The sequence below is a fragment of the Pyramidobacter sp. CG50-2 genome (assembly GCF_003612005.1).
Lineage (GTDB): Bacteria > Synergistota > Synergistia > Synergistales > Dethiosulfovibrionaceae > Pyramidobacter.
This window is the reverse complement of record NZ_RAWT01000005.1, coordinates 1-23,130: the sequence shown is the minus strand read 5'-3', so window position 1 is coordinate 23,130 and position 23,130 is coordinate 1. Positions and strand designations below refer to the sequence as shown.

Genomic DNA, 23,130 nt, shown 5'->3' with positions numbered 1-23,130 from the left:
GGGTCGTGCCATGCAGATGATAAGAGCGTTCAACGAAACCATACGCTATATCGAAAGCGTATTGAGCGGCGAAATCGACGAAAGCAGAGTCACCTGTCTGTCAAGTTATTCCTACGCCATGTTCAGCAGATTGTTTTCTATTTTGACAAATATGACGCTGTCGGAATATATACGGCTTAGGAAGCTGACGAAGGCCGCCGTGGAGATCAAGGAAACAAGCGGCAAAATCATAGATATTGCCATGAAATACGGCTACGAATCATCAAATTCCTTTACGAACGCTTTTAAGAATTTTCATCGCGTCACGCCTACGCAAGTACGAAACGGGGAAGCATACCGGGTGTTTTCTCCCATTCAATTAACGCTCAGCATAAGAGGAGGAAAAAGCATGGATGTGAAAATCCAAAAGAAAAGCGGATTTGCCGTGGCCGGAGTCAAATTGGAGAATATCGATTCGGCCTCCTGCCCAGCGGTTTGGGATCAACTGTTCGCAAAGTGGAGCCACGAAACTCTTTCCCGCCTGGGGAACGGTCAAAGCTATGGGATGTGCTTTGACATGAAAAATGGGAACAAGATCAACTATATGGCCTGCTACCATGTCAACGACATCCCCAAGGCACGGGAAATGGGACTGGAGGTCGTAGAGATCAAAGAAGCTGAATATGCCGTTCTGTCATTGGAGGGAGCGATTCCCGACTGCATTCACGAAGGGTGGAAATACGCCATGGAAGTGTTCTTGCCGGAACAGGGATACATGCACGCGGGAACACCTGATTTTGAAGTATATTTTAAGGGCGATATGTACAGTCCGGGGTACACGATGGAACTGTGGATTCCCATCGCCAAAAAGGAATAATCAAAAATCAAGAGGGCGACAGCCAAAAGCGCTGCCGCCCTCTTTCCATCGTTGAAAATGTATTGTGGACGAAGAGCATCGAACATGGGCTTTTCGCCCGGGGAACTGGATTCTTTCCGAGCGTTTCAGGCGAGAGCCGCTCCCGCTTCCGCTCGGTTCTCGTTCAGCCTCTTCGTCAGCGCCTTGCCCGTGGGCGTCAGCGCGCAGCCGCCGCGGGCCGTTTCCCGCAGCGAGGGCGGCAGAGCGCGGCCGACGTCGCCCATGGCGTCGATCACCTCGTCGGGCGGGATGATCGAGCGGATCCCCGCCAGCGCCATGTCGGCGGCAATCGCGCCGATGGAAACGAGCGTGCCGTTGCGCTTGACGCAGGGCGATTCCACCAGTCCCGCCACGGGATCGCAGGCCAGCCCGAGGATCGACTTGAACGCCAGCGCCACGGCGTGGGCGCAGGCTTCCGGCAAGCCGCCTTCCATGTGGCAGAGCGCGGCCGCGCCCATGGCGGCCGCCGCGCCGCACTCGGCCTGACAGCCGCCGGAAGCGCCCGCCAGCGTGGCACGCTGGGAGACGATCTCGCCCACCGCCGCGGCGACAATCAGCCCTTCCAGAAGTTTTTCGTCGCCGCCATGCCGCGTTTCCTGCCAGGCAAAGAGCAGTCCCGGCAGAATGCCGCAGCTGCCTGCCGTCGGCGCGGCGACGATGCGCCCCATCGAGGCGTTGCAGGTGCCCAGCGCCACGGCGATCTCGCTGGCGCGCCAGACCAATTCGCCCGACATCGGGGCGCGCCGCAAAGCCGCGTATTTGTCCTTGTCGTCGCCGATCAGCTTCGGCTGCCAGCGCCCGGCCAGCGCCGCGGCGACCGTTTCGCGCAGCACCTCGAGGCGCGCGCGCAGACGCGAACGCAGCGCGGCTGCGTCGATCATCTGCTCTTCGGCGTCCATGGCGAGGACGGCTTCCGGCAGCGAGCCGCGCTCGCCGGCGCGGACGACCAATTCTTCAAGGGATCTCATGCGGACGCTCCTTCCTCGGCGCTTTTCAGCAGGATCACGCGCCGGCAGGCGGGAACGATCGTCCGGATCCGCTCGTCCAGATCGGCGGGAACGGCGCCGTCGAGGACGAACACGAAAACGGCCATGCCGCCGCGCACGCGGCGTTCCATCTCCATGCGCGCCACGTTCAGCCCCCGGCGGAAAAATTCGCCGGTGATGGCGGAGACGACGCCCGGCTGGTCGCGATGCATGACGATCAGCGCCGGCTGATCGAACGGCACGACCATGGGGAAACCGTCGACGGCGCGCAGTTCCACGGCGCCGCCGCCGATGGAAGCGCCGACGACCTCGCACTGTTCCGCGCCGTCCGACATGACGACGCGCACGGAATTGGGATGCGCGCCGTCGATCTCTTCCGTGTCGAAAGAAAAATCCAGCCCTTCCGCGCGGGCGACCTCAAACGATCTGGGAATGCGCAGATCGTCGGGCCGCATGCGCAGCAGGCCGGCCACCAGCCCGCAGTCGGTGCCGTGCCCCCAATAAGTGGCGGCGAAGGAACCGCGCAGGAACAGTTTAGCCGCGTGCAGCGGACGCTCCCATCCCCAGAGACGCCGCGCCAGCATGCCGATCCTGACGGCGCCGGCGGTATGGCTCGAGGACGGCCCGATCATCACCGGGCCGACAATATCCAGTAACGACATCTCGATCGACTCTTCCTTAAAGGATGATAAAAATCAGCGGCCGCCCGTTCGCGGAGAGCCGCCCGCGAGACTTTTCCGAAAGGGAACGCCTCGCCGGATAGCGTGACATTTTACCACAGCGGCATGGTCCCGTCAAAAATACGCGGCGCGGCGTTTTCAAAAATGCGCTTGATTTCGGAAAACATTTTCATTATATTGAATCCGTCCTATTCGTGTTGACTATCTGCCATAAAAGGAGCGATCGCATGTCTTTCATATCGTACCGAACAACGCCGCTGCTTCTCGCCGCCGCGCTGTGGGCCGTTCCCGCCGGGGCGGTGACCACGGCGCAGCTGGTTTCGCCTTTTTTCAAGGAAGAAAGCCGGCTCTCCATGAGCTGCGAGAACGTGAAAGCGCTTTTCAACGACGGCGCAAGGCCGCTGGAACGGATTTTCAGCAAAGCGGCGGCCGCCGCCATGGAACTGGACGAAGACCCCGATTTCCGCGAACTGGTCCTGCACGCCGGCAGCGTCGAAGGCCGGTGGCGCTACGACGTCGGCGCGCGGAGCGTCGGCGCGGGAGTTTTCGCCGTCGAACTGGACGACGGATTTCAGCTGCCCTTCGGGAGCGAAACCTTTCCTCTTCATCTGAACGCGGCGCCTCCGGGGACCACGCTTGAGACGTTGGCGGTGGCCGGTTCCACGGAGTCGCCCGTCTATATCGCGCTGCTGACGCGCGGCGGGCAGCGCTTCATCGTCGGCGCTTCGGACGATTCCACCCTGCTCGAAACGATGGCCGCCGTGCCGGATACCGAGCTGCTGGAGCCGAAGCACGCGCCGGCGCCCATAGGATTTGCCTTTTTCGTGCCGCCGTCGCAGCTGCCGCTCCTGTTCGGACGGAGAAACCTGCCCGGCAGGTTCCTTAAGGCTCCTTTTGCGTTCGAAGTGGGCATCAGCGACACCGAGCGTTCGCTGCGCGCCCGGCTGTGGAGCAACGCAAGCGGGACCGGGGCGTTCGAAGCCGCCAATGGCAGCGCCGTTACTCGTCCTGGATACGTGCTCCCTCCCGTTCAGGAAAAGCCGTTTCTTGTCGGCGGCGGACCGCTGCTGGCGCTGCTGAGCGTTGAAAAACTGCTGCCGAGCGAAGACGCTCTGGACAGCTCGCTGCGCCAGAAGCTGCTCCCCGCGCTGGAAAATTTCGGTCTGACCATGAGCGATCTGGCGGAAGCGCTGCGCGGCCGCATCACCATCGCCGTATCAGGGAGATCCAGCGGGCTGCTGGGGTCTTATCCCGGTTTTTACATCCATCTGAGCGGCGCCAACCGGCGCGTCTGCGATCTGCTGCTGGGGCTTCTCCAAAAGCAGACTGAATCCCGCGCCGCCGCCAAGACCGAGCCGTTCGCCCAAGGACAGTGGAAAGGACTGCGCCTGTCGAACAATCTGCTCTTTTCCGGCTACGCCGCTTCGTCGCCGCGGGGCTTCATCGCCGCTTTTCAGGACAGCGCCGAACTGGAACGGACGCCCTCGCCGGCCGACGACATCCGGAACGCGCTGGACAAGCCCGGCTATTTCGCCTTCAGTTTGGATCTCCCCGCCCTCAGGACCGAGCTGAAAAAACTGATCGACCGGTTCGGTTCGCCGGACATGGACGACGAACGACGCCGCGCCGCCGAAGAGACCGTCGACGCGATGGACGCTTTCGGCGTCTTCAATATCACCATGACCGGCCTCGACGGCGCCGACGCCGAACTGTTCGTCAGGGAACCCCAGTTCAGCCGTCTGCTTGAGCGGAAAATGCGCGAAGGACGGAGAGCCCCCGCCGACGGAGAAAAGTCCACAGGCCCCGATGCCGCCCCGGAGCAGAGGCAAGAAGAAGCTCCCGGACCAGACGCCGGCATCAGAGCGCGCTCCGGGCGCCAGGTCCACCGGGTCGTCGGCAACGCCGCCGTGGAATCACCTCTTCGGGTGAGGCGCGGACATCACGAAACGGTTATGATATTTTCAACGGCGAAAACGTCCCCCCGCGGCGATTGTGGAAATCTTTGCGCCTGATGTAATGAACACAAGGGATTGATTTTAAATTTTTATTGCAAGAGAGTGACTTTATCATGAAAAAGGCAAGGACCGCCGCGCTGGCCGCGGCGGCGCCCGAGGCCGATCAGGATCCGCCTCGGCTCCCGGTGCCGGAAATCAGTCCCGAGGGACTGAACCTGAAAGTCGCGATGGATTTGCTGGAGCAGATGCACGATATCCGTCGTCCGCTGGTCGTCGGCTCGGTCTTCAAAGACCCCTCCATGGAATTCGCCCTCAGGAATTTCCAGGTCTACACGACGGCGCGCAATTGTTCGACGAGCGGACCGCCATCCGCGACACGGCCCGGAACGTTCAGCGCGTCAAGGAAATCATCGAGGCCTACAACACTTACGCAAGAAAATCTACCCTCGACCAATATATGAACCAGCTCGTCACCAGCATCATGGTCAACAGCATGGTGCTGCGCGCCAACCGGCTCCACGAGTCTTTCGAGTGGTTTCGCAAGTACGACGCGGAGTACGCCGAGACGCTTAGAGAGTACAACGCCGCCTACCGCGCTTTTCTCTCCATGGTGGAATCGCTGCGCGGCGGGCAGGGGATTTCCGGCCGCGCCTCCCGCAGCGGCGCGTACCCGAACAATTATCTTTTCAACGACGTGCTGCTTTATTCCGGCCTCGCTCAATACGTCAACGTCGACGGCAAACGCGCTCGCAGCGGCATCGCCAACCTCGCCCGCATCATCGACAATCACGTCATGGCCGTCAGCGACGCTAAGCTGAAAGAATATGAAGAGTCCTTCGCGGAGCTGGATCGGCAGCAAAAAGCCGCCAGGAGTTTCTACGACAAGGCCGTGGACGCCGTGTCGAAACTGCCCGGCGCCGACGCGCTCGGCACCATAGGCGTGGACGACTCTCAGATCCTCGACAACGTCGATAAACTGGCCGCACAGGCGATCGCCGAGATCGTCGTCCTGCGCGACCCCGAACTGACCCCCGCTGCGCACGAACAAGAACGTCGCCCCCGACGCCTTCAAGGTCGATCCCTCGTACAGCTCCACCGGCGGCCCCGCATACGCGCGCAAGGTGCGCCGTTCCGTCGAGGAGCTGCGCGCGATCTGGAACGGCATGGCCGGCCGGCTCGACCAGCAGCACCGCGGCGATCCCGGCTGGCACAGGATGCACGCCGATTAGAAAAGCCGCAAGTTTTTTCGATATATCGCAAAAAAGACGCCGCCTCGATCATCGTTTCGAGGCGGCGTTTTGTGTTCCACGTGGAACATTGTGCCGGCAAAATTCTCTACGATCCGGCGATGTCGGCGGCGAGCGCGCGAACGTCTTCTTCCCTGGTCGCCCAGCTGGTGCAGAAGCGCACGGCCTCGCGGCGTTCGTCGATTTTCGCCCACGGCGAATAAGCGTACTTCTCGCCGAGTTTTTTCAGCGCTTCGACGGGAACGATCGGGAACTGCTGGTTCGTCGGCGACTCCATCAAAAATTCCCAGCCCTTGGCGCGGCAGGCGTCGCGGATCAGCATGGCCATGCCCACGGCGTGGCGGGAAATTTTCAGGTACAGATCGTCCGTAAAGAGCGTCTCGAACTGCACGCCCAGCAGGCGTCCCTTGGCAAGCATGGCGCCGCGCTGTTTTTCGATGTAACGGAAGTCTTCCTTCAGCGCCTCGTTGGCGATGACCAGCGCCTCGCCGAACAGCGCGCCGACTTTGGTGCCGCCGATGTAAAAGGCGTCGGTCAGGCGGGCGACGTCGGCCAGCGTCAGGTCGTTGCCCGCGGCCGCCAGACCGTAGCCCAGGCGCGCGCCGTCCATGTAAAGGAAAAGATTCTTTTCGCGGCACAGATCGTGCAGCGCCGTCAGCTCGGCCAGGCTGTAGATCGTGCCCAGCTCGGTCGGGTTGGAGACGTAGACCAGCTTGGGCTGGGCCATGTGCTCGTGGGTGGCGTCGTCCCAATGGTTTTCGACGACGGCGCGCACCTGGGCGGCCGAGATCTTGCCGTCCGTCCCGGGCACGGCGATCACCTTGTGCCCGGTCGCCTCCACGGCACCGCTTTCGTGCACGTTGATGTGCCCGGTGTCGGCGCAGACGGCGGCCTGGTGCGGGCGCAGCGCCGCGGCGATCATGACGAAGTTGGCCTGCGTGCCGCCGACGAGGAAATGCACGCCCGCCTCCGGCGCGGCGCAGGCGGCTCGGATCAGCGCGGCGGCGCGTTCGCAGTGCGCGTCCTCGCCGTAACCGGGCGTCTGCTCCATGTTGGTGCGGACCAGGGCTTCGAGAAGAGAGGGATGGCAGCCCTCGCTGTAATCGCAGTTGAAACGGATCATGACCTTCGCTCCTTCGTTTTCGTTCGTCACGCCGCGCGGTCAGGCGTAAATTTTGGCCGACTCGGCTCCCGAAAGAACTCTGGCTCCGCCATCGGCGAGGGCTTTCAGCTCGTCCTCGCCGGGATAAACCTTGACAGAGGCGATAAAGCCGATCCAGCCTCTGATTTCGTCGTCGAACGCCTCGGAATAGGCGAGACCGCCCGTCAGAACCACCGCGTCAACCCGTCCCCTCAGCGCGACCGCACGAGCGCCGATCTCGCAGGCGACGCGATACGCCATCGCATGGAAGACCGGCTTCGCGCGCGCATCGCCGGATTCGACGCGGCGGCAAACCTCGCGCATGTCGTTGGTGCCGAGCAGCGCGACGAGTCCTCCTGCGCCGTTGATCATTTTCTGAAGTTGTTCGCGGCGGTATTCGCCGCTGAAGCACAGTTTCACGACATCGGCAGCGGGCAGCGCGCCGCTGCGCTCCGGCGAGAAGGGGCCTTCGCCGTCAAGGCCGTTGCTCACGTCGATAACGCGGCCGCAGTCGTGCGCGCCGACGGTGACGCCGCCGCCCATATGGGCGACGATCAGGCGGCACTCCTCGTAGGGCTTGCCGAGATCGGCCGCGGCGCGGCGGGCGATGGCTTTCTGGTTCAGCGCGTGGAACACCGAGCGGCGGCGAGCCTGCGGCAGTCCCGTGACGCGCGCCTCGTCCATCAGCTCGTCAACGACGACCGGATCGACGATAAACGCCTTGCCGCAGCCGCCCTCCGTTGCCAGGCTCAGCGCAAGCCGCGCGCCGAGATTGCTGGCATGCGAGCCGTATTTGGCGCTTTCGAGGTCGGCCAGCATCGCCTCGTTGACGACGTACGTGCCGCTGACGATGGGCTTCATCAGGCCGCCGCGGCCGACGACGGCATCGAGCTCCGACGGTTTCGTCCCGTGCTTCGCCATGGCTTCTTTGATGGCCGCGAGGCGGAAATCGTGCTGGGCGGCGATGGTCGCGTACTGCGCCGTCACGCCGGCGTCGTAGCGCTGCGTGTCGTCCCAGAGCTGACGGCCGTCCTCGAACAGGGCGATTTTCGTGCTGGTCGAGCCGGGATTGATCGCGAGAATTTTCATGATGATCGTTCGTCTCCTTCCATATTCCGCAGAGAGATTTTCATACTTGTTTTCGCTGAAAAGAGCGAAGAACTCCCGCCCTTTTCAGAGCGCCGCTCCTCAAGGGACTCGCTTCGCTTTTTGTGCGGTGCTGCCTCCGCGCGGCATTTTCAACGATGCCTTTTATTTAATTGAAAATGAATATCAATGCGCCGCGAGAGACCTTCGTTCGGCAAGAAGCCGCCCGACGACGGTCGAACGGCTTCTTGCGCGCGAAACGTTTTATTTTTTCATGCTGTCGGCGAGCACGACCGCCGCGGCCGCGGAAAGCAGCTTGGCGCGCGGCGAATCGGCGCGGCTGGTCAGGATGACGGGCGCCGCGGCGCCGAGCACGAGGCCGGCGGTCTCGTTCTTCGAGAAGTAGACGATAGCTTTCGCCAGCGCGTTGCCGGTTTCGATGTTGGGAACCAGCAGGATATCGGCTTTGCCGGCGACCAGCGAAGCGATGCCCTTGGTTTTGGCCGACTCCTCGGAGATCGCGTTGTCAAGCGCGAACGGGCCGTCGACGACGCAGTTGGTAATCTGGCCGCGGTTGCCCATCGCCGTCAGCGCGGCGGCGTCGAGCGTGGCGGGCATGTCGGGGTTGACTTCCTCGACCGCGGCCAGACAGGCGACCTTGGGGCGCTCGATGCCGAAGGAATGGGCCAGCTGGACGGCGTTGCGGATGATGTCGGCCTTCTGGGCCACGTCGGGATACATGTTGAAAGCGGCGTCGGCGACGAAGAAGATCCGGTCGTACCCTTCGACATGGTGGAAATAGCAGTGGGAAATGGTGTTCTTGCCGCGGCGCAGGCCCACTTCCTTGTTCAGCATGCCGCGCAGGAAGTTGGCGGTGTGCAGCTGCCCCTTCATGTAGATGTCGGCCTTGCCGGAGGAAACTTCGGTGACGGCCTTGATCGCCATTTCCGCCTCGCTGGCGGAGCACTCGATCACGTTGTAGTCGGCCAGATCGGCGCCGGCGGCCTTTGCGGCGGCCTCGATCTTGGCGCGCTCGCCGGTGAGGGTGAACCTGGCGATGCCGGCCTTGCGGGCGTCTTCCATGGCCTCGAACAGGCCGGGATCGTCGGCTTTGGCGACGGCGATGCATTTGGGACCTTTGGCGGCGGTGATCTGCTTGGCGTAATCCAGAAGCGCGCTCAGACTGCGAAGCTGTTCCATAAAAAATTCCTCCTTGGATGATTTGCGCCACAGGAGAAAAGACCTCCAGCGCGATTTTATGCCTTGATTATACACTCGGCGGCAAAAGATTGAAAGGCGAAAGTCAAAATCATCCCCTCGGCGGTCTGCCGCAAAAAATTCCATATTGTGCGTTTCGCCATGTTCTTTCCCGCCGATTCTGCTAAACTACAAAGGTGTTTTTCAAATTCAACGCTACCGAAAGGACTGATCGTTTTGAAATTTCTGCTTCTGATCGCCGCTCTGCTGACGCTTGCCTCGAGCGCCGGCGCCGCCCAGCGCCCGCCGCTGATCCCCGTCGAGGATTTTTTCCGCCTGCCGGACAAGGCGCGCTTCACGATCGCGCCGGACGGGCTCCATTACGCCTGGCTGGCCCCTTGGAAAGGCCGCATGAACGTCTACGTCGCCGCCGTCGACGCGCTCAGCTCGGGCGAAGGCACGCGCGTCACCTCCGCCACCGAGCGCGACATCGCCGGCTACGGCTGGGTCAGCAACGACCGCCTCGTCTACATGCAGGACAAGGGCGGCGACGAGAACCACCACATTTACTCCGTCGCCAGGGACGGCTCCGACGTCAGGGACATGACGCCGTTCGACGGCGTCAAAAGCGGCATCGTCGACCAGCTCGAGGAGGACGACGAGCACATCCTCATCGAGATGAACAAACGCGACCGCCGCGTCTTCGACGTCTACCGCCTGAACGTGCTCACCGGCGCGCTCGAACTGATCGCCGAAAATCCCGGCACGATCGTGGGCTGGGGCACCGACCACGACGGCAAACTGCGCCTCGCCACCGAATACGTGGGCACCACGACGCGACTGCTTTATCGCGACAGCGAGGATTCGCCGTGGAAAACGCTGTTCGAGACCGATTTTCGCGACAGCGTCTCGCCCCAGGTCTTCACGGCCGACAACAAACGCCTCTACATCATTTCCGACATCGGCCGCGACAAGGGCGCGCTGTTCGAGTACGATCCCGCCGCCGGCACGCAGAAACTGATCTACGAAAACGGCGAAGCCGGCGTCGGCGGCATCATCTGGTCCAACCTGCACAAAAAACTGCTCGGAGCCACCTACTACACCGACAAGCTGCACCGCGTCTACTTCGACACGGAAGCCGAGGCCTTTTACAACGCGCTTCAGGCGCGGTTCCCCGGCCTGCGCGTCGGCGTCAGCGACATGTCGAGAGACGAAAAACGCCTGTTCGTCGCCGTCGGTTCGGACCGCGTGCCCGGACGGCTGTATTACTACGACAAGGACCAGCCCGGCGCCTTTACGCAGGTCACCGATTTCTACCCGTGGCTCAAGGAAGAACATCTCGCCGAGATGAAACCGATCAGCTACGCCGCCCGCGACGGCCTGACCATCCACGGTTACCTGACGCTGCCCGTCGGCGTGGAAGCGAAAAATCTGCCCGCGATCGTCGTCGTCCACGGCGGCCCCGAAGCCCGCGACACCTGGGGCTACGACACCGAAGCCCAGCTCCTCGCCAACCGCGGCCTGGCCGTGCTGCAGGTCAATTACCGCGTTTCCACCGGCTACGGCAAAGCCTTCTGGGAAGCCGGCTTCAAACAGTGGGGACTGAAACAGCAGGACGACATCAGCGACGGCGTCGCATGGCTGATCGATCAGGGCATCGCCGATCCCAAGCGCATCGCCATTTACGGCGGCTCCTACGGCGGCTACGCGACGCTGATGGGGCTGATCAAGACGCCGGAACTCTACGCCTGCGGCGTCGATTACGTGGGCGTCAGCAACATCTTCACGCTTTTCCAGTCCATCCCCGAATACTGGAAGCCGCTGCTCGAACAGATGTACGAAACCATCGGCCATCCCGAAAAGGACAAAGCCCAGTTCGAAGCCACCTCGCCCGCGCTCCACGCCGACAAAATCAAAGCGCCACTGTTCATCGCCCAGGGCGCCAACGATCCCCGCGTCGTCAAGGCGCAGTCCGACGCCATGGTCGAGGCCATGCGCCGCCGCGGCGTGAAAGTGCAGTACATGGTCAAGGACAACGAAGGCCACGGCTTCCACAACGAGGAAAACCGCTTCGACTTCTACCGCGCCATGGACGCGTTCCTCACCGAGCATCTGGGACTCGGCCGCGACGGCGAATAATCCGTCACCCCGCAACAAAAAGATCGTCCTGTCCGCAAATTGGCACGGACAGGACGATCCCTTGAACGAAAAAATCCATCCCGATGTTTTCAGACATCGGGATGGATTTTTTCGTTACTCTGCGTTGTCGTCCGCGGACGCCTGAGACGCTCCGCCCGACGATGCGTCCGAACGGTGAGAGCGGCGGCGACGGGGCCGGCGGCTGCCGGAGCGCTCGCCGCGCTGGCGGTCGGGACGTTCGCGCCGCTCCTCGTCCTCGTAACGACGCTCGGGACGCCCGCCGCTGATCAGGCGGACGGCCACTTTGCGGCCGGGCTCGACGCCGATGGAATGAGTTTCCACGTTGGCGCTTTCGCGCAGGGTCAGGTGGACGATGCGGCGCTCCCAGCTGGACATGGGCTGAAGGTACACGGTGCGCCGCGTCTTCATGGCTTCCTTGGCGGCGTCCATGGCGATGCGCTCCAGATCCTTCTCGCGCTTGCGACGGAACCCTTCGCAGTCGATGCGCACGTGAGGCACGGGACCGTCGTTGCGGGCCATCAGGTTGACGATGTAATCGAGGGCTTTCAGCCCCTCGCCCTGACGACCGGCCAGCAGGATGCGGCTGTCGGGGCCGGAGAGGTTAACCGAGCCGTCGGACTGGACGTTGACTTCGAGGTCAAGCCCCGCCGCCTTCAGGACTCTTTCAAGCAAAACGACAAATCCGCCGTCCGCTTCGGCCGCTTTCGCCGGTCCCGCCGGTCCCGCCGCGGGGGCGGCGGGGCGGCGCGCTTCGACCTTCAGCTTGCGGCCGAAAAGCCCAAAGAGTTTTTTCTCTTCGCCGACGACGGTGAGGAGCACATCTTCCCTGGCGATGTTCCAACGAGACGCGGCGCGGTCGCGCGCCTCGTCTTCCGAGGAAACTTCCAGCACCAGCACTTCGTCGTCCTGAGTCTTCAGAATGTTTTCTTCCATAGTGCGGGAACCTCCTTCGACGTCAGGCTTTACTTACGCCGTTTGGGGATGAAGTCGCTGAAATCATCGTAAGCTTCACCGCTCTGCACGGCAGCGGAGGGGATTTCCCCGAGCTCGCGCCGGGGAGCCGGGCGGTTCTCTTTGACGGGACGGCGCGTAAAGACGGCTTTCTGAGCGGGCGCTTCGCCCTCGCGGGGCTTGTCCTTGAACAGGACGGGCTTCTCCTCTTTGGCCACCTTGCGCACCGTGAACCACTGCTGGATCACGGCGAACAGCGAGGACAGCATCCAGTAAAGGAGCAGCCCGCCGGGCATCGAAAGGCAGATGAACCCCATAAAGATGGGCATGACGACGTTCATCGTCGCCATCTGCGGATTGCCCTGCGCGCTGAGCTTCTGCTGATACCAGGTCAAAAAGACGATGAACAGCAACAGGAACGTGATCGGCAGCCAGACGCCGACGGCGGAAAGTCCTGCGGGATTGGTGCCGACGGCGCGGCACGTGTCCATGAAGCCGGCCGTCAGAGGATCGCCGCTGAAACCGACCGCCTTGGCAATCGAGGAGAGCACCGTGCCGGCCAGAGGCACGCCGCAGAAAGTGGACTCGCCGAACTGGGCGCTGGCGTCGCGCAGCACGTTGAACAGCAGGATCAGGATCGGCAGCTGGATGATCAGCGGCAGACAGCCCGAAGCCGGATTGACCTTGTTCTCCTTGTAGAGCGCCATCGTTTCGCGGCTGAGGGTATCGCGGTCATTGGCGTATTTTTCCTGAAGCACCTTGAGACGAGGCTGAAGACGCTGCATCTGCTGCATGCTGCGCATCTGCTTGGCGTTCAGCGGATGCAGCGCCAGGCGGACGATCACCGTCAGGGCGACGATAGCCCAGCCCCAGTTGCCGGTCATGCTGTAAAGGAAGTTCAAAAACTGAAAGAGATAATCACTCAGAGCTTTCCACAAAATCAAGTCACCTTCTCAGTAAATTTGTGAACCACGGAAAGAACCTGGAGCTTTTTTTCCGCGCCGGCGGCACCGGATCGAAACCGCCCTCGCTCCAGGGGCCGCAGCGGAGCAGCCGCCAGACGGCGAGCGCCAGCCCTTTCACGGGACCGTGGACTTTCAGCGCCTCGACGGCGTAACTTGAACAGCTGGGATAAAAACGGCAGTGATGGCCCAGCAGCGGCGAGATCCAGCGCTTGTAGCCGTGGATCGGCAGCACCAGGAGCCAGACGAAGAACCTACTGATACCAGATCGCACCGGGCCAGTCATCTTTCATAAAGCCTCTGCGCTTCAACAAAGCGCCAAGATCGGCATACACCTCGTCGGCTTTCGCCCGAAGCCCCTGCTCGTTCAGCATGCAGGCGAACCACCAGCCCTCTTTCATCCAGGGGTGGAGACGGCGCAGCGATTCTTTGAGCATGCGGCGGCCGCGGTTGCGCAGGTGCGCCTTGGCGACCTTTCTGCCGACCGCCATGGCGAAGCGCGTTTTGCCGTCGGGCGCCTTAACAAACAACAACCGCACCAGCCTGCCTTTTAAACGACTGCCGGTGCGGAATAGTGTGTCGTATTCCCAGCCCTGTTTAAGCCGTAATGAAGCGGGATATGGGAAGACCAAGGCTTGCGGATCAGACGGCCAGGCGCTTGCGGCCTTTGGCGCGACGCGCGGCGAGCACGCCGCGTCCGCCGTGGGACCGGGAACGGGCGAGGAATCCCATGCTCCTCTTGCGCGATCTGACGTGAGGCTGAAAAGTCTGCTTCATCCGATGTACACCTCCTAATCTAGGAACTCCAGCACGAAAATACTTTTCTGGATAGTTAATTCAGCCCTCGAACTATATCACATCCGGGGCGAAGTTGTAAATACGCAAATTCATTTACGAGCGCCGACCAGGCGGTATTTTTTCACGGGGACCGCCGGCAGACTGTTCAGGATTTTCCAGTCGGGGCGGGTCACGATGCGCCCGTCGAGGATCACCACGCGCCCCCGGTCGGCGCCGGTGCGGATCAGCCGTCCCGCCGCCTGGCGCAGCTGCATTTTGGCGCCGGGCAGCACCGCCTTGACGAAATTTTCGCGGCCTTCCAGCTTGGCGCGCGCCTCGCCGACGGGATCGTCGGGATGGGGAAAGGGGATGCGGTCGATGATCACCTGCGTGAGCGCCTCGCCGGGCACGTCGATGCCCTCGCGGAACGACGCCATGCCCACCAGCACGCTGCGCTCGTTTTCCTTGAACAGTTCCAGCAGCTCCGTGCGCGGCAGGTCGCCCTGCACGAGGATGTTCAGCCGGTCCTTTTCAGCGTTCATCTTCAGATACGCGGAAACGGCCGTCAGCAGCCGCCGCGACGAGAGCAGGACCAGCGTCGCGCCGCCGTTTTCGCGCGCGTACTTGCGGCACACCCGCGCCACCGCGTCGGCGTAGCCCGGCGACATCACCTGCAGCCCCAGATCGACGACGTCGATCTCCATCAGCGAAGGCAGATCGAACGGCGAATCGAGCACCGCCGTCTCGTCGGGGGCCAGTCCCGTTTCATTGGCCCAGTATTCGAAAGAACGATCCACCGTCATCGTCGCCGACAGGGCGATGACTTTGATCTCGTCGTCGTCGAAGGCCGGCGGGATCAGGTCGCTGCCGTTCACGCAGGAGCTCTTCAGGCTGCCGCCCTCGCGCCAATAGGCCCATTCGGGATAGTTCTGCGTGTCGCAGCACCAGCGCAGCGAGTCGCGGAACGCCGTCAGTTCGCCGTTCCAGACGGCGATCCTGCCGTCGTCCTGCAGGGCGTTCGCGTCGCGCCCGCCGCCTGCGGCCGCTTCCTGGAGTTCGTCCAGATGGCCGATGATCCGGTCGCATTTGACCAGCAGCTCGGCCGTGTCGTTTTTCAGCTCCGGCGGATAGGCCGTGAAACTTTTCCCGTCGGGCAGCCGCGCGGCGAGCTGATCGAAAACGCTCTCGGAGACCCGGCTCAGATCGGCCACTTCCTCGGCGAAACGATCGGCCGGGCAGTCCACGCTACGCAGCAAAGACGCCTCCACCTTGTCGAGGCGGGGCGCGCGCCGCAAAAGGCGCTGCCAGTCGCGCGCGTCGACGCCCACCTGCGTGACCGCGCGGGCCGCGTCCTCCATCTTGTGCGCCTCGTCGCAGATCAGCAGTCCGAAAGGAGCCGGAAAGGGCTTGCGCTGCCCCAGCACGTAGGAGAAATAGACGTGATAGTTGGCGACGATGACGCGCCAATGCGACAGGCTGCGCATCACCTTGTTGTAGAAACAGCGCTCGTGATGCGGGCAATAAGGACCGAGACAGGTCAGATAGGACGAGGCGATGCGCTCGCGGGCCGGATGGGTGTCGCCCAGGCTCAGTTCGCTCAGGTCGCCGGTTTCGGTGGCGTAAAGCCAGCCGCTGATGTCGCGCGAAGCCTGCCCCTTATCGCCGCCGAAGTCGAGAAAACCTTCCGCGCCGATCTCGCGGGCTTTGCGGATGCAGGCGTAGTTGCTGCGGCCTTTGAGCAGTCCGTAGGGCAGGTCGAGCCCCAGCACGTCCAGCAGCGCGGGAATGTCCTTGTAGATCAGCTGTTCCTGCAGCGTGATGCCCGACGTGAGCACCAGCACGGTGCTGTTGTTCGCCACGGCCCACCGCATGGCGGGGACCAGCATCGCGTAGGTTTTGCCGACGCCCGTGGGCGCTTCCGCCGCCAGAAGACGCCGGTCCGACTGCAAAAAATTCTCTATTTTTTCAGCCAGTTCGCGCTGCTGCCGGCGATATTCGAAATTCGGAAGGCGCGCGTTGAGAATCCCTTCGGGACCGAAAAAATCTTCCATGCGATCACCGTGTTTTTCTGAATAGAATAGGCGGAGTTTTTCAAAGCGCTCCAGGAAGATATTTTACAACGAATCGGACCGTTTGGCCTCCATTCCCATTTTATTGTTTTTCTGGTAGAATATCATTTGTCTGTTGCGAATAAACCACGGTCCGTGGTAGAATTCTTATCGTTTAACCGGAGGAGGTGAACCGAATGCCCAACAAGAAGTCCGCTATCAAGCGCGTCCGCACTTCTGAGAGAAACCGTCTTTACAACCGCTACTGGAAGAGCCGCTGCAAGACCGCCATGAAAAAGGTCCTCGCCACCGTCCAGAACGGCGATGCCGAAGCCGCCGTGCTCCAGCTCAACGCGGCCCAGTCCGTGTTCGACAAAGCCGTTGTCAAAGGCGTGCTCCATCGCAATACAGCCGCCCGCAGAAAGGCCCTGATGACTGCGAAGGTCAAGTTCCTCTCCGCCGAAAAGCCCGCCGAATAAGTTTCAACGACCATAAAAAACGCCGCCGGAAGATGAATGAACGTCTTCCGGCGGCGTTTTTGTCCTTTCGATTTTCGGCCTTTATCCCGCGGCGCGGGACATGACGGCGAGAAGGAGCTTTTCCAGCCCTTCCCAGCCTTCGCCCTCGCCGCTGCGCTCGCTCCAGGACAGGCGGATCAGCTCGCCCAGCCACAGCGACAGGAGTTCGGGGCCGTAGGTCTGCGCCATGGCGCGGGCCATCTTTGTCTGAAAATTGGTGAGATGCACCGCTCCCGCCCCGGCATCGCCCAAGCGAGCCGCGAACATGGCGCCGCGCACGCGCTTATGCACCGCCGCAAGCGCGGGGATCAGTTCGCCTTCCTCGCGCAGGACCGCGAGGCTTTTCACGGCGGCGGCGACGTCGGCCTTGGCGACGGCGTCGAGCAGGTTGAGCACGCCTTTGCCGCCTTCGTCCATGGAGAGGGAATTGACCTGCTGCACCGTGATGCGCTTGTTCGGCGCCGCTTTGGCCAGCTTGTCCACCTCGCTGCGCAGCTCTTCCTCGTCTTCGATCCACTCCGCCAGCAGCGCCGCCGCCGCCGCGTCCAGAGAGCAGCCCGAAGCGCGGGCAAGCCTTTGCAACCAGCCGACACGCTGGTTCGGCCAATAAGGCGCCGCTTCATAGGATACGGAAAAGGCCGTTTCGAAAACGTCGCCCAGTTCCTTCTGCAAAGGTTTGTCGGAATGGATCAGAAAGATCACGTCGGCGTCGCCGCGCTCGACATATTTTTTGTACGTGTCGGGCAAAACGCCCAGCGACCGGCCGTCGTCGACCTCGAAAATCCGCCGGGGGGCGAAGAGGCTCGGCGTCAGAGCCTCTTCGAACAGATCGGGCCACGCGGCTGTTTCCAGACGCCGGTCCAGCGCGTAGCCTTTCTTTTCGTAAGCGGAGAGCGTTTCCGCGCGAAGGCGGGGCTGAGCGCCCGCCGGCGCCGCGATGAGCACCAGCGCGGGCATTTACTTCACCACCAGATTGACCAGCTTTCCGGGAACGACGATGGTCTTGACGATCGTCTTGCCCTCGAGACGCCGTTTGACCGCCTGGTCGGCCATGACGGCGGCCAGCAGCGCGTCTTTGTCCAACCCGGCCGGCAGTTCGAGTTTCTCGCGCACTTTGCCGCTGAACTGCACGGGCACCGTCACCGTCTCGCTGACAGTCAATCTCTCGTCATACTCCGGCCACTTCGCCAGCGACACGCACGGCGCGTTGCCGATCTTGGCCCACAACTCTTCGGCCAGATGCGGCGCATAAGGCGACAGCAAACGGGCGAAGACGTCCATCATGCCGCGGTAGCACACGTCGGCCTTGCCGGCTTCGTTGACCAGCACCATCATCTGCGAAATGGCGGTGTTGAAGTTCAGCGTCGCCGTATCGTCGCTCACCTTCTTGATGGTCCGGTGCAGCGTCTTTTCCAGTTCGGCCGGCACCGGCTCGTCGCTGAGGGGCTTTTCGCCCAGCTTCCAGACCTTTTCGAGGAAGCGGTACACGCCTTGAAGCCCCTGCGTGGACCAAGGTTTGGACATCTGCAGCGGCCCCATGAACATCTCGTACAGCCGCAGCGAATCGGCGCCATAGTTCTTGACGATCTCGTCGGGGTTGATGACGTTCTTGAGCGACTTCGACATCTTGGCGACGACGCGCTCCAGCTTCACGCCGGTCCCCTTTTCGACGAACGTGTCGGGAGCGGGGTCCTCCACCTGATCGACGGCGACCAAAGATTTGTCGGGACGCTGATAGGCAAAGGACGTGATCATGCCCTGGTTGACGAGGCGGGCAAACGGTTCGTCCGTGTTGACCAGGCCAAGATCGTAGAACACTTTGTGCCAGAAGCGGGCGTACAGCAGGTGAAGCACGGCGTGTTCGGCGCCGCCTACGTACAGATCGACCGGCATCCAGTAGTCGATGGTGTCGCGAGCCGCGAATTCCTTGTCGTTGTGCGGGTCAAGGAAGCGCAAATAATACCAGCACGAACCGGCCCACTGAGGCATGGTATTGGTCTCGCGTTTGGCGGGAGCGCCGCAGACGGGGCAGGTCGTGTTCACCCATTCTTCCACGTTGGCTAACGGCGACTCGCCGGTACCGGTCGGTTCATACTTCTTCACCTCGGGCAGCAGCAGAGGCAGCTGCTCCTCGGGAACGGGGACGGTGCCGCAGTGCGGGCAGTGGATCAGCGGCATCGGTTCGCCCCAGTAGCGCTGGCGCGAGAAGATCCAGTCGCGCAGCTTGTAGTTGACGGCTTTTTTGCCTTTGCCATGCTCTTCCAGCCACGCAATGACCGCATCGATTGCCTCCTGCATGCCAAGACCGTCGAGGAAACCGGAATTGACGTGGGGACCGTCGCCTTCGTAAACTTCTTCCTGCACGTCCACGTTGCCTTTCAGGACTTCGACGATGGGCAGGCCGAATTTCTTGGCGAACTCCCAGTCGCGGCCGTCGTGCGCCGGCACGGCCATGATGGCGCCGGTGCCGTAGGAGATCAGCACGTAGTCGGAGATCCAGATCGGCACGCGCTGCTCGTTCAGCGGGTTGACCGCATACGCGCCGGTGAAGACGCCGGTCTTGTCCTTGTTCAGCTCCGTTCGTTCGAGCTCCGATTTGAGCGACGCCTCGCGCACGTATTCCCGCACCGCTTCGCGGCACGCGGAGGTCGTGATCTTCTCCACCAGCGGATGCTCCGGCGACAGCACCATGTAGGTAACGCCGAAAAGCGTGTCGGGGCGGGTCGTATAAACCTTGAGATCGCCGTGCCCCCCCTCGATCTCGAAGGTCACTTCAGCGCCGACGCTCTTGCCGATCCAGTTGCGCTGCATGATTTTGATCGGCTCGGGCCAGTCGAGCTTGTCCACATCGTTCAACAGGCGCTCGGCGTAATCCGTGATCTTCAGCACCCACTGGCGCAGGTTGCGGCGGTAGACCTGATGTCCGCAGCGCTCGCAATGTCCTTCCTTGACTTCCTCGTTCGCCAGTCCCGTCTGGCAGGAAGGACACCAGTTGATGGGGATCTGCGCCTCGTAGGCCAGCCCCTTCTTGAACATCTGCAAGAACAGCCACTGCGTCCACTTATAATATTCGGGATCGCAGGTGGAGACCTCGCGGTCCCAGTCGTAGCTGAACCCCAACGATTTGATCTGAGCGCGGAAAATGTCGATGTTCTTCTCCGTCGTCACCTTGGGATGAGTGCCCGTCTTGATGGCGTAGTTCTCGGCCGGCAGTCCGAAAGAGTCGAATCCCATCGGGTGCAGCACGTTGTAGCCGTTCATGCGCAGATAACGGCAGTAGATATCCGTCGCCGTATAGCCTTCGGGATGCCCCACGTGAAGCCCGGCTCCCGAAGGATAGGGGAACATGTCCAGAACGTAACGCCGCTTATCGGCGGGGACCGAAGGGTCTTCCACAGTCTTGAAGGTTTTGTGCTCGTCCCAGTAGTCTTGCCATTTTTTTTCAATCGACTTGAAATCGTATTCCATGCAGAAGCTTCCTCCTCGAAAATTCTTGCGCACAAGAAAAAAATCACTGCGATTATAGCAGTTTTTCGGGATCTGTTCACAAAATTTTGAAAAACTATGGCTCAACCACACTGGCGCGGGTCAGCGCTTCGCTGACCGAAAGCACGCGGATCAGCTCGATTTCGGCGTCGAGCTGCGGCTTCTCCTCGCGGGAACTGACCACGGCGCGTTTGAAGCCCAGCCGCGCCGCCTCGCGCAATCTCTGCGCCAGACCGGAAACGGGACGCACTTCGCCGGCCAGTCCGACCTCGCCGATCAGGCAGCACTCGGGCAGGACGTTCCGCCCCGTCAGCGCCGAAGCCATCGACGCCGCCAGCGCCAGATCGGCGCCGGGATCGTGGATCTCCAGCCCGCCGGCGACGTTGCAGTAAATGTCGTCGCGCAGCGAGGGCAAGGCACAGCGGCTCTGCAGCACCGCCAGCAGCATGCCGATCTTGTTGGCGCCGAGGCCGATGCCGGCGCGCTTGGGGTAGGCGAAACTGCTTTGGCTCGCCAGCGTCTGGATTTCGGCCACCAGCGGACGCGAGCCTTCCATGATCACGGTCATGACGACGCCCGACACAGCGCCGTCGGAACGGTTCCAATAGAGATAGCTGGGATCGGGCACTTCCGCCAAGCCGTCGCTGCGCATCTCGAAAATGCCCATCTCGTCGGTGCCTCCGTAACGGTTCTTGCTGGCCCGCAGCGTGCGGTACACCGACGAATTGTCGTCGGCGAACATGATCACCGCGTCCACCATGTGCTCCAGCAGCATGGGGCCGGCGATGCGCCCTTCCTTGGTAATGTGTCCGACGAGCACCATGGGGATGCCGTGTTCCTTGGCATAGTTGACGCAAACCTGCGCCGTGGCGCGCACCTGCGTGGGCGTGCCCGGCCAGCCTTCGGCCTGCGAAGTGCGCATGGCCTGCACGCTGTCCACGACGATCAGGCTGTGATCCTTCGCCAGCGCCAGGGCGTCGTCGACGACCGTGTGACAGCAGACGTCGAGCCCGTCGTGAAGGATCCTCAGCCGTTTGGCGCGCAGCCCCAGCTGCGACGGCGACTCTTCGCCGGAGATATAGAGCACGCGCCGCCCCGTCGACGAAATGTGACCGCAGACTTGCAGCAGCAGCGTCGATTTGCCGATGCCGGGCTGGCCGCCCAGCAGCACGACGCCGCCGGGCACCCAGCCGCCGCCCAGCACGCGGTCCAGCTCGCCGAAACCGGAGGCGAGCCGCTGAGGCGGTTCCAGCGTGCTGATGTCCACCGGCGTGAGGATCTTCGCCGTGCCGGCGGCCGCCATGCTGGGCGCGACGGGGATCTCCTCTTCCAGGGTGCCCCAGGCGCCGCAGCGCGGGCACTTGCCCGAAGGGACCAGGGAAACGTAGCCGCATTCGATGCAGCAGTACCGCTTGCCGTCTTTTTTCGCCATGGTTCCTCCTTCGCCTCTGACGGCGCGCTAACGCTTGTAGCCGATGATCCGGTTCAGCAGATCGCGGCGAGCTTCGATGTCTTCCGCCGTCTCGACGCCCGCCGGCGGGAAGCCGTCGATCACGCCGGCGATACCGCGCCCCTGTTCGGTCTGAGCGACGATGATCTGCGGCGGGTTAGCCGTCGCCGCGAAAACGCGGCACACTTCCTGACAGTTTTTGACGCGGTCCAGCACGTTGAGCGGGTACGCCTTGCGCAGAGCGATGAAGAACGTGTGTCCGCAGGCGATCGCCCGGGCGTTCTTGACGGCCAGATCGACCATCTCCTGATTATTGCCTTCGTAGCGGATCTTGCAGTCGCCCGACGCTTCGCAGAAGGCCACGCCGAACTCCATGCCCGGCGCCGAAGTCGCCATGACCTCGTAAAGGTCCTCCGCCGTCTTGATGAAGTGGCTCTGTCCGACGATCACGTTGCAGTCCGAGGGAAATTCCGTCTGTACGATGTGCCATTGAATGTCCGCCATTGTATTCTCCTCCGTTTCAAGCGTTTTTTTGAGAGCTTGTTCAATCATACAACTTCAGCCGTGAAATCGCGACAAAAAAATATCCCGCGTCAGGACGCGGGATATTTTTCGTATCAGAGTTACTTCTTTTTCTTTAGCTCATTGATGACGTCGGCGGTGAGATCGACGCCGCCGAACTGAACGGCCTGTGAGTCGAGAACCACGTCGCAGCCCTTGTTCTTGGCCACGGTGCGGACGGCCTGGCGGATCTCCTTGTAAATGGGTTCCTTGAGCTTCATCTCTTCCTGCGCGGCTTCGCGGCGTTTGGCTTCGATCGTCTCGGCGCCTTTCTTCTTGTCGGTAACCTTTTCGAGAGCGCTTTTCAGCTCCTGCTCCTTGGAACGATACACCGCTTCGATCCTCTTGCTGACCTGCGCAAAGCTGGGATGATTGAAAAGGATCCTCTGCATGTCGGCTACGCCGATCTTCGTATCGGCGTAAGCCGCGCCGGCGATGACCAGCGTCAGAGCCGCAAGCAGTGTAAAGACATGGAAAAACTTCTTCATTTGGTAATTCCTCCTTGGTTCATTCTGATTGACCGCGATTATTGTACTGCAAAGACGCCGTCCCGTCCAGACGACGGCTCGACGTACGCCGCCGCTCCCCGACGACGGCTTATTGTACCATCAATCGACTCTCTGCGCACGTTTGCCTGTTTTCTGATAAAATTAAGAAACAAATTTTATTAAAATTCGTCCGAGGTAAAAGAATTTGAACTTCGATCCCTGATACAACACGCTGGTCAGCGCCACCGAGCCAAGCGCCGACGACTGCGTCGCCGCTTGGCAGCCTTTATCCGGCAGCCCGACCGCAAAAGCGAAGAGACCGTCTTATACTGTTTCTTGACTAAAAACTAAAATCTCGAACAGCAAAAGAACGCAAACCACCGCGGAGAAACCGGACGGAGAAAAAATGAAACGTGACTTTCCGCGAACGAAAGATCCCCGATCGGGAGACGCGTTTTTTGCGCGTCCCCCGCTCGGGGATCCTTCGTTCCGTTTTTCCCGTTTCGGCCGTTACTTCGCTTCCGCAGGCGCCTGTTCCGGCC

The 23,130-nt window shown here is 61.8% G+C and carries 22 protein-coding genes; 6 read left to right on the top strand and 16 right to left on the bottom strand.

The features are described from left to right. Positions 1-10: 10 nt before the first annotated feature. Entirely contained in the window at positions 11-856 is an 846-nt protein-coding gene (locus D7D26_RS01765) for an AraC family transcriptional regulator (RefSeq protein WP_120371781.1), read from the top strand. 125 nt (positions 857-981) lie between these two features. Here the strand turns inward: D7D26_RS01765 and sdaAA are convergent, their stop codons facing one another. Both sdaAA and sdaAB read right to left on the bottom strand, forming a co-directional pair. Then, positions 982-1,863, bottom strand: coding sequence for an L-serine ammonia-lyase, iron-sulfur-dependent, subunit alpha (gene sdaAA / locus D7D26_RS01760; RefSeq protein ID WP_120371780.1), 882 nt, complete (start codon positions 1,861-1,863; stop codon positions 982-984). After that, entirely contained in the window at positions 1,860-2,543 is a 684-nt protein-coding gene (gene sdaAB / locus D7D26_RS01755) for an L-serine ammonia-lyase, iron-sulfur-dependent subunit beta (protein WP_120371779.1), read from the bottom strand. Before sdaAB ends, sdaAA begins: the two co-directional genes overlap by 4 nt. Positions 2,544-2,788: 245 nt before the next feature. Here sdaAB and D7D26_RS01750 point away from each other — a divergent pair, with 245 nt between their 5' ends. From D7D26_RS01750 to D7D26_RS12110, 3 genes are read left to right on the top strand one after another with little or no spacing between them, the layout of a single operon-like run. Next, positions 2,789-4,573 (top strand): hypothetical protein, encoded by a 1,785-nt coding sequence (locus tag D7D26_RS01750; RefSeq protein ID WP_120371778.1) that lies wholly within the window; start codon positions 2,789-2,791, stop codon positions 4,571-4,573. Between the two features lie 56 nt (positions 4,574-4,629). Continuing rightward, positions 4,630-4,977, top strand: a complete 348-nt coding sequence (locus D7D26_RS12115) for a hypothetical protein (RefSeq protein WP_147413023.1) — start codon at positions 4,630-4,632, stop codon at positions 4,975-4,977. Next, positions 4,974-5,966 carry a hypothetical protein gene (locus tag D7D26_RS12110; RefSeq protein ID WP_147413022.1) on the top strand — a complete coding sequence of 331 codons (993 nt, stop codon included), beginning with the start codon at positions 4,974-4,976 and terminating at the stop codon, positions 5,964-5,966. Before D7D26_RS12115 ends, D7D26_RS12110 begins: the two co-directional genes overlap by 4 nt. Here the strand turns inward: D7D26_RS12110 and D7D26_RS01740 are convergent. From D7D26_RS01740 to D7D26_RS01730, 3 genes are all read right to left on the bottom strand, one after another. Then, positions 5,852-6,916, bottom strand: coding sequence for a threonine aldolase family protein (locus tag D7D26_RS01740; RefSeq protein ID WP_233543426.1), 1,065 nt, complete (start codon positions 6,914-6,916; stop codon positions 5,852-5,854). The genes D7D26_RS12110 and D7D26_RS01740 overlap by 115 nt on opposite strands. A 9-nt stretch (positions 6,917-6,925) precedes the next feature. Then, positions 6,926-7,993, bottom strand: a complete 1,068-nt coding sequence (gene buk / locus D7D26_RS01735) for a butyrate kinase (protein WP_120371776.1) — start codon at positions 7,991-7,993, stop codon at positions 6,926-6,928. 261 nt (positions 7,994-8,254) lie between these two features. Further along, positions 8,255-9,334 carry a bifunctional enoyl-CoA hydratase/phosphate acetyltransferase gene (locus D7D26_RS01730; protein WP_255415960.1) on the bottom strand — a complete coding sequence of 360 codons (1,080 nt, stop codon included), beginning with the start codon at positions 9,332-9,334 and terminating at the stop codon, positions 8,255-8,257. 90 nt (positions 9,335-9,424) lie between these two features. On the opposite strand from D7D26_RS01730, the gene D7D26_RS01725 reads away from it, so the two are divergent. Continuing rightward, positions 9,425-11,326, top strand: coding sequence for a S9 family peptidase (locus D7D26_RS01725; protein WP_233543425.1), 1,902 nt, complete (start codon positions 9,425-9,427; stop codon positions 11,324-11,326). A gap of 114 nt (positions 11,327-11,440) precedes the next feature. Here the strand turns inward: D7D26_RS01725 and D7D26_RS01720 are convergent, their stop codons facing one another. The 6 genes from D7D26_RS01720 to D7D26_RS01695 form a co-directional block, all read right to left on the bottom strand. Continuing rightward, on the bottom strand, positions 11,441-12,280 hold the full coding sequence (locus tag D7D26_RS01720; protein ID WP_120371774.1) for a Jag family protein: 840 nt from the start codon (positions 12,278-12,280) through the stop codon (positions 11,441-11,443). Positions 12,281-12,309: 29 nt separating this feature from the next. After that, positions 12,310-13,236 (bottom strand): YidC/Oxa1 family membrane protein insertase, encoded by a 927-nt coding sequence (locus D7D26_RS01715; RefSeq protein ID WP_120371773.1) that lies wholly within the window; start codon positions 13,234-13,236, stop codon positions 12,310-12,312. Positions 13,237-13,243: 7 nt separating this feature from the next. Then, positions 13,244-13,534 (bottom strand): membrane protein insertion efficiency factor YidD, encoded by a 291-nt coding sequence (yidD, locus tag D7D26_RS01710; protein ID WP_274703147.1) that lies wholly within the window; start codon positions 13,532-13,534, stop codon positions 13,244-13,246. After that, entirely contained in the window at positions 13,515-13,892 is a 378-nt protein-coding gene (locus tag D7D26_RS01705) for a ribonuclease P protein component (RefSeq protein WP_078015439.1), read from the bottom strand. The genes yidD and D7D26_RS01705 overlap by 20 nt, the downstream gene beginning before the upstream one ends. A 10-nt stretch (positions 13,893-13,902) precedes the next feature. Then, the gene (gene rpmH, locus D7D26_RS01700) at positions 13,903-14,037 is read right to left on the bottom strand and encodes a 50S ribosomal protein L34 (protein WP_078015440.1); all 135 of its coding nucleotides are present in this window, start codon (positions 14,035-14,037) and stop codon (positions 13,903-13,905) included. Positions 14,038-14,147: 110 nt separating this feature from the next. Then, complete coding sequence (locus D7D26_RS01695) at positions 14,148-16,088, bottom strand: ATP-dependent DNA helicase (RefSeq protein ID WP_120371772.1); 1,941 nt, start codon at positions 16,086-16,088, stop codon at positions 14,148-14,150. Between the two features lie 194 nt (positions 16,089-16,282). Here D7D26_RS01695 and rpsT point away from each other — a divergent pair, with 194 nt between their 5' ends. Continuing rightward, the gene (gene rpsT / locus D7D26_RS01690) at positions 16,283-16,564 is read left to right on the top strand and encodes a 30S ribosomal protein S20 (protein WP_120371771.1); all 282 of its coding nucleotides are present in this window, start codon (positions 16,283-16,285) and stop codon (positions 16,562-16,564) included. Positions 16,565-16,645: 81 nt separating this feature from the next. Here the strand turns inward: rpsT and holA are convergent, their stop codons facing one another. The 5 genes from holA to D7D26_RS01665 form a co-directional block, all read right to left on the bottom strand. Continuing rightward, positions 16,646-17,560 carry a DNA polymerase III subunit delta gene (gene holA, locus D7D26_RS01685; protein ID WP_120371770.1) on the bottom strand — a complete coding sequence of 305 codons (915 nt, stop codon included), beginning with the start codon at positions 17,558-17,560 and terminating at the stop codon, positions 16,646-16,648. Next, complete coding sequence (gene leuS, locus D7D26_RS01680) at positions 17,561-20,071, bottom strand: leucine--tRNA ligase (protein WP_078017159.1); 2,511 nt, start codon at positions 20,069-20,071, stop codon at positions 17,561-17,563. Positions 20,072-20,165: 94 nt separating this feature from the next. Further along, positions 20,166-21,521 (bottom strand): DNA repair protein RadA, encoded by a 1,356-nt coding sequence (gene radA / locus D7D26_RS01675; RefSeq protein ID WP_120371769.1) that lies wholly within the window; start codon positions 21,519-21,521, stop codon positions 20,166-20,168. A 27-nt stretch (positions 21,522-21,548) separates the two neighbouring features. Further along, entirely contained in the window at positions 21,549-22,043 is a 495-nt protein-coding gene (locus D7D26_RS01670) for an adenosine-specific kinase (protein WP_120371768.1), read from the bottom strand. Positions 22,044-22,162: 119 nt separating this feature from the next. Next, positions 22,163-22,588 (bottom strand): OmpH family outer membrane protein, encoded by a 426-nt coding sequence (locus D7D26_RS01665; RefSeq protein ID WP_078017162.1) that lies wholly within the window; start codon positions 22,586-22,588, stop codon positions 22,163-22,165. Between the last annotated feature and the right edge of the window lie 542 nt (positions 22,589-23,130).

Coding starts and splice junctions, on each gene's coding strand:
- D7D26_RS01765 (WP_120371781.1), top strand. CDS start 11: ATGCAGATGATAAGAGCGTTCAACGAAACCATACGCTATATCGAAAGC.
- sdaAA (WP_120371780.1), bottom strand. CDS start 1,863: ATGAGATCCCTTGAAGAATTGGTCGTCCGCGCCGGCGAGCGCGGCTCG.
- sdaAB (WP_120371779.1), bottom strand. CDS start 2,543: ATGTCGTTACTGGATATTGTCGGCCCGGTGATGATCGGGCCGTCCTCG.
- D7D26_RS01750 (WP_120371778.1), top strand. CDS start 2,789: ATGTCTTTCATATCGTACCGAACAACGCCGCTGCTTCTCGCCGCCGCG.
- D7D26_RS12115 (WP_147413023.1), top strand. CDS start 4,630: ATGAAAAAGGCAAGGACCGCCGCGCTGGCCGCGGCGGCGCCCGAGGCC.
- D7D26_RS12110 (WP_147413022.1), top strand. CDS start 4,974: ATGAACCAGCTCGTCACCAGCATCATGGTCAACAGCATGGTGCTGCGC.
- buk (WP_120371776.1), bottom strand. CDS start 7,993: ATGAAAATTCTCGCGATCAATCCCGGCTCGACCAGCACGAAAATCGCC.
- D7D26_RS01730 (WP_255415960.1), bottom strand. CDS start 9,334: ATGGAATTTTTTGCGGCAGACCGCCGAGGGGATGATTTTGACTTTCGC.
- D7D26_RS01720 (WP_120371774.1), bottom strand. CDS start 12,280: ATGGAAGAAAACATTCTGAAGACTCAGGACGACGAAGTGCTGGTGCTG.
- rpmH (WP_078015440.1), bottom strand. CDS start 14,037: ATGAAGCAGACTTTTCAGCCTCACGTCAGATCGCGCAAGAGGAGCATG.
- D7D26_RS01695 (WP_120371772.1), bottom strand. CDS start 16,088: ATGGAAGATTTTTTCGGTCCCGAAGGGATTCTCAACGCGCGCCTTCCG.
- rpsT (WP_120371771.1), top strand. CDS start 16,283: ATGCCCAACAAGAAGTCCGCTATCAAGCGCGTCCGCACTTCTGAGAGA.
- holA (WP_120371770.1), bottom strand. CDS start 17,560: ATGCCCGCGCTGGTGCTCATCGCGGCGCCGGCGGGCGCTCAGCCCCGC.
- leuS (WP_078017159.1), bottom strand. CDS start 20,071: ATGGAATACGATTTCAAGTCGATTGAAAAAAAATGGCAAGACTACTGG.
- radA (WP_120371769.1), bottom strand. CDS start 21,521: ATGGCGAAAAAAGACGGCAAGCGGTACTGCTGCATCGAATGCGGCTAC.
- D7D26_RS01670 (WP_120371768.1), bottom strand. CDS start 22,043: ATGGCGGACATTCAATGGCACATCGTACAGACGGAATTTCCCTCGGAC.
- D7D26_RS01665 (WP_078017162.1), bottom strand. CDS start 22,588: ATGAAGAAGTTTTTCCATGTCTTTACACTGCTTGCGGCTCTGACGCTG.